The 13,004-nt window shown below is 39.8% G+C and carries 7 protein-coding genes; 6 read left to right on the top strand and 1 reads right to left on the bottom strand.

Translation table 11 applies throughout. The features are described 5' to 3' along the window. Nucleotides 1-316: 316 nt before the first annotated feature. Together ACOKFD_RS10640 and ACOKFD_RS10635 are read left to right on the top strand one after the other, a co-directional pair. Nucleotides 317-622, top strand: a complete 306-nt coding sequence (locus ACOKFD_RS10640) for a hypothetical protein (RefSeq protein ID WP_298996768.1) — start codon at nucleotides 317-319, stop codon at nucleotides 620-622. A 146-nt stretch (nucleotides 623-768) separates the two neighbouring features. Then, the gene (locus ACOKFD_RS10635; protein ID WP_422857912.1) at nucleotides 769-2,112 is read left to right on the top strand and encodes a sigma-54-dependent transcriptional regulator; all 1,344 of its coding nucleotides are present in this window, start codon (nucleotides 769-771) and stop codon (nucleotides 2,110-2,112) included. On the opposite strand, the gene ACOKFD_RS10630 is transcribed toward ACOKFD_RS10635, so the two are convergent. After that, on the bottom strand, nucleotides 2,087-4,552 hold the full coding sequence (locus ACOKFD_RS10630) for an ATP-binding protein (RefSeq protein WP_422857911.1): 2,466 nt from the start codon (nucleotides 4,550-4,552) through the stop codon (nucleotides 2,087-2,089). The genes ACOKFD_RS10635 and ACOKFD_RS10630 overlap by 26 nt on opposite strands. Before the next feature lie 337 nt (nucleotides 4,553-4,889). Here ACOKFD_RS10630 and ACOKFD_RS10625 point away from each other — a divergent pair, with 337 nt between their 5' ends. The 4 genes from ACOKFD_RS10625 (at nucleotide 4,890) to ACOKFD_RS10610 (ending at nucleotide 13,000) form a co-directional block, all read left to right on the top strand. Continuing rightward, a complete protein-coding gene (locus ACOKFD_RS10625; RefSeq protein WP_422857910.1) occupies nucleotides 4,890-7,109 on the top strand; it encodes a TonB-dependent receptor in 2,220 nt (739 codons plus the stop codon). A 2-nt stretch (nucleotides 7,110-7,111) separates the two neighbouring features. Then, a complete protein-coding gene (locus ACOKFD_RS10620; protein WP_422857909.1) occupies nucleotides 7,112-8,020 on the top strand; it encodes an ABC transporter substrate-binding protein in 909 nt (302 codons plus the stop codon). A gap of 92 nt (nucleotides 8,021-8,112) precedes the next feature. Continuing rightward, entirely contained in the window at nucleotides 8,113-9,090 is a 978-nt protein-coding gene (locus ACOKFD_RS10615; RefSeq protein WP_422857908.1) for a Gfo/Idh/MocA family protein, read from the top strand. Between the two features lie 220 nt (nucleotides 9,091-9,310). After that, nucleotides 9,311-13,000 carry a gliding motility-associated C-terminal domain-containing protein gene (locus tag ACOKFD_RS10610; protein WP_422857907.1) on the top strand — a complete coding sequence of 1,230 codons (3,690 nt, stop codon included), beginning with the start codon at nucleotides 9,311-9,313 and terminating at the stop codon, nucleotides 12,998-13,000. The last annotated feature ends 4 nt before the right edge of the window (nucleotides 13,001-13,004 follow it).

Raw genomic sequence — 13,004 nt, 5'->3', positions numbered from 1 at the left:
GTCGTTTTGGCGATATCCATATTTGTATTATGGTCAACTTACAGAAAGGAAAATCAACAGAAAAAAAGAAAATAGGATGATGCTATGCAAACACTAACCATGCGTTGTCCATTTGAAGGCTGCTTTTGCAGCCTTCTTTTTGTATAAAAAATACACAATCGCCCAGAGTGGTTCACACTTTTACACAATAATTCTATTTTATAAATCCACATAAAATACTGATAATCAAAAGTATAGTATTATTGATAAGATATACTTCGTGTTGGCACCAGATTTTCATGATATAGTATGAATTTAATTATTAAAAAGAAATATCATGAAGAAATTAGTATTAGCAACAGTATTATCATTCGTAGGATTTATGGCAACCGCTCAAGAAGTAGCAACAGATGTTCAAAATGAAGAAACAACCGTAGTAGCGGATGTGCAAGATTTTGAGGAAATCAGTGTATCCGACCTTCCAGAGGCGGTAGCCGCTGCGGTTGCAAAAGATTATCCAACAGCAAGTATTGATAAGGCTTATAAAAATGCTTCCAATCAATTCAAGTTAGAACTTTCGTTGACTGATGGTTCATCGGGAACTGTTTATGCAGATGCGGAAGGCAATTGGATAGAAATGTAATGATAACAACACTAGTTTTTGATTAATCGTGTTAGGTTAGTTTGGTTTGGAAGAGGCCCGCTTTGGCGGGCCTCTTCTTTTTGTGATAATTTTACCAAGCATTTATCATCTTTTCCTGTAGGCTCATCGTATATTGATAACGAGATATGCCCAAAATCTTAATCGTTGAAGATGATACTGCTTTCAGTCAAATGCTGTCACGCTTTTTGACCAAGCATCGATTTGCAGTTACTGCAACTGTCACGCTCAAAGAAGCAATTTCCCAAATAAAAGCCACGTTTTTCGATATTATCCTTTCTGATGTTCGCCTACCGGAAGGTGACGGGGTGAGCCTACTTTCAACTATCAAAAAAGAATCTCCCCAAACACAGATTATTATGATGACGGGATATGCAGAGGTACAAACTGCGGTGAAAGCCATGAAAAAAGGAGCGTTCGACTATATTTCAAAACCTTTTACCCCAGAAAGTATTTTACAGATTATCAATGATGCACTGACCAAAAAGGAAAGCGACTCAATTGAAGAAGAGGATAAAAGAGTTACAAAAGCGGTTTCTTACAAGACTGATTTTATTTTGGGAGATAGTGAAAATTCTATCAAACTTCAACATCATGTGCAACTTGTGGCACCCACAGATATGTCCGTCTTATTGATTGGAGAAAGTGGCACTGGTAAAGAAGTTACTGCTAGGGCGATTCACAATATGAGTTCTAGGAAAACCAAAAAGTTTATTGCTGTGGATTGTGGAGCTGTGCCCAAAGAAATTGCAAGCAGTGAGTTTTTTGGGCATGTTAAAGGAAGTTTTACGGGAGCCATAGAAGATAAAATAGGGCATTTTGAAGCTGCAAACGGGGGAACTTTGTTCTTGGATGAAATAGGGAATCTTTCGTATGAAAATCAAATTCAACTGTTGCGCGCTTTACAGGAACGTCGAATTAAACCAGTGGGCAGTACGCAAGAAATTCATGTGGATGTGCGTATTATATCTGCAACCAATGAAAATCTAAGGAAAGCGGTTTTGGAGGGAAAGTTTAGGGAAGATCTTTATCATAGATTGAATGAGTTTTCAATTGTTATTCCCGCCCTAAGAGAAAGAGGAAGTGATCTGTTGCAGTTTGCAGAAGCTTTTTTACAGAAAGCCAATACCGAAATTGGTCGGGAAATACATCAAATTTCTGAGGAGGCAAAAATGGCTTTACTGAACTATTCGTGGCCTGGAAATTTAAGGGAATTAAAAAACACTGTGAAGAGGGCAGTTTTGTTCTCTGAAGGAACCATTCTTGAGATTGATACGTTACCGGAACCAATAAGGAATGCCACCGAAAGCAAGTTAATAGCGAAGGATTTTTCAAAATCTTCTTATGAAAAAGAGCGAATTCTAAAAGCGCTAAAACAGACAAATTTTAACAAAAGCAAAGCTGCGGAATTACTGCAAATGACAAGGAAAACACTCTATAACAAAATCAATCTGTATCAACTGGATGTCTAAAGAACATTTCGTGTACCTCATTTTCGAGATTTAAGAAAATCCCTTTCAATTTCATGTATTCCTTTTTTGCATTACCACAAGCCATTTTTTTGGATATCAATTCCAGACGTTCAAGAATAGGAATGGCGTCTTTCACTTGAAGTTGTCTAAACATGGGTAGCATTTGATGGGCAATGTACCTTACCTTTTTGACATCCTTGATTGAAAGGGCTTCTTCCAATAGCTTCAGATTCCGTGTATTGTTTTGGAGAAAAGTGGCAAGCACACTTTCAAGTACCTGTTGATTATCCAAAAAACCCGAAATGGATTCAAGATTGAAAAGTGTTTCAGCAGAGGTAGTATCCTGCTGAGGAATTTTATGGTTTTTGACCATACTTTCAAAACCGAACATTTGTAGTGCTTCCAGTAAAGTATCTGGAGAAAACGGCTTGGGTAGTACTTCTGAAAATCCTGCTTCAATATATTCTGCCCTGTCAATGTTGCGTTGCCCGGTCATGGCAATTATAGGCTGGTCCGCATAGTGTTCATATACTTTGGACTTTAATTTTCTCAATACTTCAAATCCATCAAAATTTGGAAGGTTGATATCAGTAAGAACATGGGAATACGAAAAATCGGCCGGAATTTTCATATCCTCAAACGTGTTGAATCCTATAGCTTGAATTTTATTCGATTTGAAAATCTCCAATAACAGTTCAAGTAGGGCCTTATCATCTTCAAAAATTAAAACAGAGTGAGGTTTGCTCACGGAAACCAGAGGTTGGGAATGAAGAGGAATCTCTTCAAACTCTCCAAACTGCAAAGGAATGAACACAGTAAATGTGCTGCCTTTCTGTTCTATACTTTCTAAATCCATATAACCTCCCAAAAGTGTACTCATTTTTTTGGCAATGGTGAGCCCCAGACCGTATCCTCCGTATTTTCCGTAGATCGAATCATCAGCTTGGGTGAACTCCTTAAAAATCAAGGCCTGTTTTTCTTTTTTTATCCCAATACCACTATCCATCACCTTTATTTTTAAATAAGGTCCCTTTTTGGTTTCATACACGGAAGCATCCACTTTTACAAAACCTTCTTGGGTATACTTGAATGCATTTCCAATTAAATTGTTCAATATTTGTCTAAGTCGTAAGGGGTCACTAAATATCGGCTTATGGAGTTGAGGGGAAATATCCCAGGAGAAGGCAATATGGTTTTTGTCTGGGATATCCTCATATTGCGAAGCAATGGAATCTAAAAGCTTGGGAAGAAGAAATGGTTTTTTTTCAATTGGTAATTGCCCTCCTTCCAATCTAGAAAAGTCCAAGAGATCACACAAAAGAGTATCAACATAAGTTAAAGCAGATTTCATATGGTTTGTATACCTCAAAGATTTCTTCTTTGTATTCTTTTGCTCCAATAAATCTGTATACCCTCGGATGGTTGCCAAAGGTGATTTTAAATCATGACTGACCGTGGAAATGAGCTGTTCCCTACTTTTTAGGAGTGACTCTGAATAGGTCTTTTCTTTTTCAAGTTGATTCCTATATCGTTGAACCCTAAGAAAATCCCTGGAAACTAATATTGTAAACAAAATGACCACGAATAGGCCGAGAAAAGCTGCTATTCCTCCCAATCGGATACTGCGCTCAATCACTTGTTGTTTTTGAAAGCTATCAGATTGGGCATTCATATAAACCTCTTGCTGAAGCGAGGATATAATATCACGTAGTTTTTGGGAAAGCTCAAGGTCCGTTCTATAAATGTTGACCTCTTTTTGAGCCAAGGACTGTTTCAAACGGGTATTCTCAATTTTGGATTGGGCCAGAATGGATTTTGAGAGTTGCAGCAATGAATCGACGTTGACTTCTTCCGTTGAAGAAACCTGATTTTGTGGAATGTTTTCGTTCAATAAATCTACATATGCCTTAATGGATTTTTGGGTAGAAGGCGGTAGCTCTTCAAAATTGGCCACAAGATTTTCGGGAGTGATTCGACCCATATCAATCTCCATTTTCTTTATAGTCCTTAATAAGGAGTCCATGGGGGCATATTCTTCCGTTTCTAACCTAATTTTTCGTAACTCGGCCGTATTGAACGCTTTTTGGACCAGTAAATGTTGAACGCTGTCCAGTCTAGTTTGCTGAGAGCTTTCAGGAGTGATTACTTTTAAAGAATCAATCATCACGGTAATGGAGTCCACCTTTTTGGAATAGGTTTTAAGTGCATCCGGCTTTCTGGTTTGCAGGGCCAGCTTGGACAGATTTTCTGCTTCATGCAGTTCGGTCAACAGAAGATTGGTCTGAAGTAATTTCTGATTATCCGTGGATTGATTTTGGACCGCATTGTAGGTCTGGAATTCGGAATATATCAAATACCCAGCAAGCGTACCTAGTAGTATCAATACGAAATAACTCGTTATAATTTTTAGGGTGAATCGTTTCTTGGGTTTGGGGCGCATAGATATCAGATATACGTAAGCTTAGATGATTGCGAATACCTACGCTTTGTTAATTAACTTATTTTTTTGTTATGAAAAATGATGACTGGGTAGTACATTTGCACCCATCTCAAAGGGGTGCTTTTTTAGAAAGGCTGAGATTATACCCAATGAACCTGGGCGGGTAATGCCGCCAAGGGAGGCGCTAAGACGCATCTTGGAATTACATCGTTTCCCAACGGAAACAAAAATCATCTATTAACCAGAATAATAGCCCCTTTTATTCGTAACATTTTTACGAATGAAACTACTATGTTCTATTTATTTTGAAAAAACCACTAAACACGGAAGTGGTTCAATGCGGAAGTTAAAAAGCAATAAAACGTATCGCATTAAGACTATTTTTACAACAACAGTCCTTTTTGGGCTTGCACTCAATCTATGTGCACAACAATCGCCAACAGATTCTTTGGAAGGAAAACAGGTAAACTTAAATGAGGTTGTTGTTTCTGCATCTCGAGTTACCAAAGAGTCTCCGGTTACTTTCTCCAATCTTCAAAAAACCGAAATCGCTAAGGTAAATTTGGGTCAAGACATTCCAGTCTTGCTTAATTATTTGCCATCTGTGGTTTCTACTACATTTGATGGTACAGGAGTTGGCTACACGGATTTTCGTATTCGCGGTGCCGATAATTCACGAATCAACGTCACTATCAACGGAATTCCATACAACGATGCGGATAGCCAGACCACATTTTTTGTCAACCTTCAAGATTTTGTCTCTTCTGTTGAGAACATTCAAATCCAAAGAGGAGTGGGAACCTCTACCAATGGTGCCGGAGCCTTTGGAGCTAGCATCAACATTTTGACGGACAATGTATCCGAAGAAGGTTATGGTCAGATTTCCAACAGTTTTGGAAGCTTCAACACCCGAAAACACACAGTGAAGTTTGGAACTGGCCTCTTAAATGACCGCTTTGCTTTTTCAGGTAGGCTATCAAGAATTAAATCTGATGGCTACGTGGATCGTGCTTTTTCGGATTTGAGCTCCTATTTTTTGGATGGAGTATATAAAGACGAGAATACCCAAATTAAATTACTCGTTTTTGGAGGGGAGGAGATTACAGGACTTTCCTTCGCTGGCTTGGATGCAGCAGGTCTGGAATCCAATAGGCGTTTTAATTTTGATGGTCTTTATGTAGATAGAGATGGCGTTCAGCGATTTTATGATCGTCAGACCGACAATTATAAACAAGACCATTATCAATTGCATTTAACCCAACAATTCGATGATAATTGGAGCGGAAACATCTCTTTTCATTATACCTATGGAAGAGGTTTCTTTGAACAATATGTGGATGATGCTTCCTTGAATTTTTTCCGTTTGGATGAATTCGATTCAGAAGGTGAGACGGTTACCAACTCAGACTTGATTACACGTCAACATCTGAACAGTGATTTTTACGGTACGGTTTTCAGCTTGATTTATAATTCTCCTAAAGTGGATGCTGTTTTTGGTGGGGGATGGAACCGCTACGATGGCGAACAGTTTGGTGAAATCATTGGTTCGGAATTCGCCATAGTGCCCAATATTCCCAATCGCTTTTTTGAAAATGAAAGTGATAAGAAAGACTTTAACGTCTACGCAAAAGGAACATTTAAAGTAAATGACCAACTATCCCTATTTGGGGACTTGCAGATACGAAATATCAATTATGAGGCTGGAGGCTCATTGTTCGAACCTGGAGCAACCTTGAATGTTGATGAGACCTATACTTTTTTCAATCCAAAGGCCGGGGTTACCTACAGTCTTAACCAAAATAATAAACTCTATCTCTCTTATGCCCGTGCTAATCGCGAACCGGCTCGAGTCGATTTTGAAAATGGAAACCCAGAGTCGGAAAGTTTGAACGATTTTGAGCTGGGATGGCGCCACATTACTTCAGATTTCCAGTTGAATACGAATGTTTATTACTTGGATTTTAGAAATCAATTGGTACTCACAGGTGCTTTAGATGAGGTAGGTTTTCCCATTCGTACAAATAGTGGTAGTAGCTTTCGTTTAGGTTTGGAGATAGATGCGAATTGGAATATTTCTGATAAGTTTAGTGTTAGACCTAACTTAGCTTTAAGTAGCAACAAAAACCGTGATTTTTTCTTTCAAAGAGATGGAGAACTTCAAAATTTGGGCAATACCAATATCTCATTTTCTCCAGAAATCATAGCTGGAAATGTTTTTACATACAGTCCAAATGACAATTGGAGTTTTAGTTTCTTCTCAAAATATGTAGGGGAACAATTTATGGGGAACATTGATTCACCCGTTTCTCGTTTGGAGGCCTACTTTGTAAATGATTTGAATATCCAATATCAGATTACTAGCATTCCAATTGTAAAATCCATAGTGTTTTCAGGTCAAATCAATAACCTATTCGATTTGGAATACGAGAACAACGGTTTCTTTTTCACCTTTGATGATGATTTTACCACTCCGGGAACAATCACCACTGTTGAAGGAAATGGATTTTATCCGCAGGCAGGAATAAACTTTTTATTGGGAGCAACCATAAACCTATAAAAATGATAACACTTAAACTTGCGCTGGATTGGACACCGAATATCAATCATATTGGTTTTTTCGTTTCCCAAGAACTGGGATATTACAAAGAGGAGGGACTTCAGGTTGAGCTTTTAAACCCGGGAGACGACAACTATGCAACTACTCCTGCAAAAAAAGTAGAACAAGGAGAGGCTGACATGGCCCTTTGCCCTTTTGAAAGTATTATCAGTTATCGGACGAAAAAGCAAGCGTTTGATGCGGTTGGAATTGCTACGATTTTTCAAGAAGATTTAAGCGCTATTGTTGTGCTGGAGGATTCACCCGTAAAAAGACCTAGTGATTTGGACGGAAAAACGTACGCTTCTTACAAGGCTCGATACGAAGATGAGATTGTTCGTCAAATGATAATAAATGATGGAGGTAAGGGTGAAATGCATTTGACATATCCTGACAAACTGGGTATTTGGGCAACATTACTCTCCAAGAAATACGATTCTACATGGATTTTTATGAATTGGGAAGGTGTTCAAGCCCAGAACAATGGGATTCAATTGCGTACTTTCCGTTTGTCTAATTATGGCATACCCTATGGATATTCACCAATATTAATGGCTTCCAAGTCTGCTGTTGACCATTCAAAAGAAGCTTATAGTTCTTTCTTAGGAGCTTCGAAAAAAGGATTTGCATATGCAATGGAAAATCCAGAAAAAGCAGCACATATTTTAAAGCCTTTTGTTTCTAAAACCGATGCAGACATTGATCTGGTCAAAAGTCAAAAAGAAAGCCTTGTAGCTTATGGACCAATGCATCAATGGGGTAAGATGGAAAAAAGTAGAGTGAATGGATTTCTAAAGTGGCTCATGGAGAACAACTTGGAGACTACACCTTTAGTTTATGAGGATTTAGTATATCAAGGACTGGAATATTGATTTTTGTGGGTACGATAGGCTGAGGAAAGAGTCCTAAAATAGGATTCCTTCAAAAAGGATGCTTTCTTTGTTTTCAGGAATCTAAACATACCATGAAAAACAAGAGGATTCGTTGGGGAGTAATTGGTTGTGGAAGCGTAGCGGAGAAAAAAAGCGTTCCGGCCTATCAACAAACGAAAGGTTTTGAAGTATCCATGGTCATGCGAAGAAACAAAGAAAAAGCCGCAGATTACGCAAGTCGACATGGAATCCCCCAATGGACCACTGATGCAAAAGAGGTCATTGAAAACCCCAATATCGATGCGGTGTACATAGCCACCCCTCCAGACTCGCATAAACAGTATGGTCTGTGGGTGGCCAAAGCCGGAAAACCTTGTTGTATTGAAAAACCTATGGCACCTAGCTATAAAGATAGTTTGGCCATATTTCAAGCTTTTCAAAAGAAGGAATTGCCTTTGTTCGTTGCCTATTACCGCAGGTCTTTACCACGATTTCTTCAAGTAAAAAAATGGCTGGACACTGAAGAAATAGGAAAAGTGAGACATATTCGCTGGCTGAAGACAAAACCTCCAAACGCAATGGATTTAGGTGAGGCATACAATTGGCGAACGGATGCTAAAGTGGCTCGAGGGGGGTATTTTGATGATTTGGCAAGCCACGGGCTGAATCTGTTTACTTTTTTACTCGGAGAAATTGAAATGGCCAATGGCTTTGCCTTAAATCAAGGAGGATTATATACCGCTTATGATTCGATAACAGGTTCTTGGGTTCATAAAAACGGGATAACCGGTGAGGGAAGTTGGAATTTTTTAACACATCACCGAGAGGATGTTGTTGAGATTTTTGGTTCTATAGGAAAAATATCCTTTGCGATATTAGATGAGGCGCCACTCATTTTAGAAAATACTTCAGGAAAAAAAGTTCTTGAAATTCCCCATCCACAACATGTCCAAAAATTTCATGCTGAGAACATCAAAAACCATTTATGTGGATACGGTACCCACACATCAATGGGTGAATCAGGATTACATACCAGTTGGGTTATGGACTCTATTTTGGGTACACTTTAGCATGTCAACAGATATAATTTCGCCCTAAAACACAGGAAATAGCAATCAACCAAACATTTCTTTGTTTTACATTCTTGATTTTCACTGTTTTCAGGGAAGTATTTCACTATATGGTTTCGGTACTTTGACAACAAAAAATTGTCGAAGCCTTCTACATCAAGTTATTTTTAGCTGCTTCGACCACAGTAAATGGCTGACCAATAACCCCAAACGCTAAAGTATGTTCCGCAGACTCCTTGTAAGTTTACTTTTTCTATTATCCTTTGTTTCTTATGCCCAAACATTAATTCCAGATGCCAATTTTGAGCAATTTCTTGTGGATGAAGGAATCGATAGTAACGGATTAACAGGTAATATTTTGAATGCTGATGCTATTGCTGTTACCAACCTTAATGTAACTCGCAATGATATAATTGATTTCGCAGGGTTGGAAGCCTTCACAAATTTGGTCACCTTAAATGCTGGACAAAACCAAGTTCCCACAATTCCCTTAACTACTTTAGTGCTTCTCGAAGAATTGCGGTTTGCACGAAATACGGCATTGGCCACTTTGGATTTGACTCAGAATGTGGCCTTGAGGGTTTTGGAATTCAATAATGATACAGCCCCACCTCTGCTCACTACTTTGGATTTGTCCCAAAACATCAATCTTGAAAACCTGAATGTAAGAACCGTTCGGAGCATTACCTCATTGACCTTACCTGTCACTGCTACGTTGACCAATATTTCTGTGGCCAACCTCAGTGTCCCAACCATAGATCTTTCACAGTTAACAGGTGATTTAAACTTCAGAATTATAGGAAGTGACGTAAATGTGACCATTATATATCCCAACAAAAGAGATGCACTCAAAGCTCTAGAATTGAGTAGTATAGATTTTCGGACGGTAGATGTTTCAGAAATGATAGGTTTGGAACGTTTGGGTTTATTTTCAACCGATGTAGAAACGCTTCTATTGCCCTCAACGACCACTTTGACACGACTGACCGTATGGCATCATGATTTTGGATCTTCTTTGGATTTGTCTCCTGCACCAGCTTTGACCAACCTCGATATCAGATTCGCAAAAACAGCACCATTGAACATTGACTTGACCAATAGCGCAGTTTTACGAGACGTATGGTTGACGCAAAATATGATGAACGCGGTAGATATTACCCAGAATCCGCAACTTACAAGTTTTCGCGTCTACGATAACAACCTCACCAGTCTGGATGTGACCCAAAATTTGAATTTAAATCGACTGGAAGCTAATCAAAACCAACTTCCAGGTGTTGATTTATCACAAAATCTTGATCTGCAATACCTTAATTTAAGCCAGAATCAAATTCCAACATTGGATGTTACTAATAATACCGAATTACTGATTCTCGATATAGGAGAAAATCTATTTACCGGCACGGGATTGGATTTGACGCAAAACGTAAAGCTGTTTAGCTTAACGACGGACAACAACCAAATAGAATCGCTGGATATTACCCAAAACACTGAGCTTTCCAGTTTGAACATTGCATTCAACCTATTTCCCGGAACAGCTATTTTGGAACAATTTGAAGACCATATAATCGCTGATGGGCGTCTAAGAGGAGCTTTGATTGCAAATAACAATTTGCTATCTGGGCCTCTTCCGGATTTCTTAAGTTTATACGACCCAGCAGTTCAAACGAGGAGGTTTACACTCAAAATAGAGGAAAATCAATTTCATTTTGGCGATTTTGAAGACCAACATTTAGGTTTGGTGAATTTGACCACCACCCAGTCCATTGGACCATCACCGGATGTAGTGATTCGGGAATATACCTACGCACCACAAGCTAAGGTCAATATAATTGAAAACCCTATAAGAAATGCGGGCGAAAGTATCACACTTACCACTACGGTGAGAGGAGCACAAAACCACTACAGATGGTTCAAAGACGGTGTGGAAATTACGGATGCGCCAGATTCACCAGAATTAGTTCTTAATGATTTGAATACCTGTGACACCGGAGTTTATTACGCTGAAATCACAAGTGACCTTGTACCATTTGAAGATGCAAACCCTCCGGGCACCAACGGAAAGAACCTTTTACTTGTTCGAAATGATATCACACTTACAGTAAACGCTACCAAGGATTGCGTCACCCTGGATATGCCTTTGACCGATGTTCCCGTAAACTCAGGAATTCAATGGAATGACAATCTGGGAGCCTGTGGATATAAAATAACCATACGAAATCTTGACACTGGTGTGACGCTGCTGACTGAGGAAAATGTGAATGAGGTTACCGTGTATAATTATCCAAGTGATTTTCCACCCAATACAAATATTGGAGTAACTATTACCCCTATTTATGACGATGGTGATTTTACAGGTTGTGTTGAACAATCCTTCAGGACCAGCTCAGCTTTGGTTGCGCCAGAATGTACAGAACTATTAGCTCCGACGGATGGAGATGGGAATGTTGCTGTAGATCTATCCCAAATAACATGGAACCCCGCTAATGGTGCAGATGAATATACCGTAACGGTAAGGAGCCCAAGTGCAGCTAATGATATAACCACAACTACAACGGATACTTTTTTGACTTTTTCCAACGATTTTACTCCAGGAGAAGAAGTGACAGTAACTATTGTTCCGGAAAATACTATTGATACTGCTTCTGGATGTGGTCCAGAGCGTTTTACTATTGTTTCAGGAATGATTATACCCACACCCCCTGCGTGCACCTCACTCTTATCCCCGACTGATGGTGCAACGGATGTAGCAGCGGACCTGTCGGAGATCAGCTGGAGCGCCGTACCCGGGGTCGATGGGTACCGTATCACCATAAATGGCAGTACCAGTGACTTGAACGATGAGACGGACTTGGTCGTAACGGGAACTGTGCACAACTTTGCGAACGATTTTGACAACGGTGAGAGGGTCACGGTGACGATTGTCCCCTTTATAGGTGCTGTGGATGCCTTGGGCTGCACACCAGAGAGCTTTGACATAATTCCGGCAGCGCCCACGGCCCCTGCGTGCACCTCACTTTTATCCCCGACTGATGGCGCAACGGATGTAGCGGTGAACCTTTCAGAGATCAGCTGGAGCGCTGTACCGGGAGTCGATGGGTACCGTATCACCATAAATGGCAGTACCAGTAACTTGAACGATGAGACGGACTTGGTCGTAACGGGAACTGTGCACAACTTTGCGAACGATTTTGACAACGGTGAGAGGGTCACGGTGACGATTGTCCCCTTTATAGGTGCTGTGGATGCCTTGGGCTGCACACCAGAGAGCTTTGACATAATTCCGGCAGCGCCCACGGCCCCTGTTTGCACTTCACTTTCCAACCCAATTAATGGAGCTGTGGATGTTCCTATAGACACTTTGATAGAATGGGATGCGGTAATGAATGCTGAGGGATATCGTATTAGAGTTGGAACCACGGAAGGCGGTACAGAAATTTTTGAAGGAGATGTGGCCCTTTTGACTTCGTATGATCCAGAGGATAATTTTTTATTTGCCACTGAAATATTTGTAACAATTACACCCTATAATTCAAGCGGGGACGCTATAGGATGTTCTTCGGAAACATTTATTACCATAGAACCTCCTGAAATACCTGAGATTCCAATGGAACCTGATGTAGATTCCCTATTTGGTTTTTCACCTGATGGTGATGGAATCAATGAATACTGGGAAATTAATGGAATTGAGAACTATCCAAATAATACAGTCACCATTTACAACCGTTGGGGAGATACGGTATTTAAAATGGAAGGGTATGACAACGCTGCGAATGTATTTTATGGCGAAGCCAATCAACTAACGGGTTTGGGAGCCGGTCAATTACCGGAGGGAACCTATTTCTTTCAGATAAACATTCCAGAAGACCACAACCTGAGAATAACCCAAGGATACGTAGTTCTTAAAAGATAAGCAG

The sequence above is a fragment of the Flagellimonas ulvae genome (genome assembly GCF_049333175.1).
Classification (GTDB): domain Bacteria; phylum Bacteroidota; class Bacteroidia; order Flavobacteriales; family Flavobacteriaceae; genus Flagellimonas.
The sequence above is the reverse complement of the archived record's forward strand: the minus strand, read 5'-3'. Positions and strand labels throughout refer to the sequence as shown.

What these genes read in the sequence shown, in the direction of transcription:
- ACOKFD_RS10640 (WP_298996768.1), top strand. Translation starts at nt 317, where the DNA reads ATGAAGAAATTAGTATTAGCAACAGTATTATCATTCGTAGGATTTATG.
- ACOKFD_RS10635 (WP_422857912.1), top strand. Translation starts at nt 769, where the DNA reads ATGCCCAAAATCTTAATCGTTGAAGATGATACTGCTTTCAGTCAAATG.
- ACOKFD_RS10630 (WP_422857911.1), bottom strand. Translation starts at nt 4,552, where the DNA reads ATGCGCCCCAAACCCAAGAAACGATTCACCCTAAAAATTATAACGAGT.
- ACOKFD_RS10625 (WP_422857910.1), top strand. Translation starts at nt 4,890, where the DNA reads ATGCGGAAGTTAAAAAGCAATAAAACGTATCGCATTAAGACTATTTTT.
- ACOKFD_RS10620 (WP_422857909.1), top strand. Translation starts at nt 7,112, where the DNA reads ATGATAACACTTAAACTTGCGCTGGATTGGACACCGAATATCAATCAT.
- ACOKFD_RS10615 (WP_422857908.1), top strand. Translation starts at nt 8,113, where the DNA reads ATGAAAAACAAGAGGATTCGTTGGGGAGTAATTGGTTGTGGAAGCGTA.
- ACOKFD_RS10610 (WP_422857907.1), top strand. Translation starts at nt 9,311, where the DNA reads ATGTTCCGCAGACTCCTTGTAAGTTTACTTTTTCTATTATCCTTTGTT.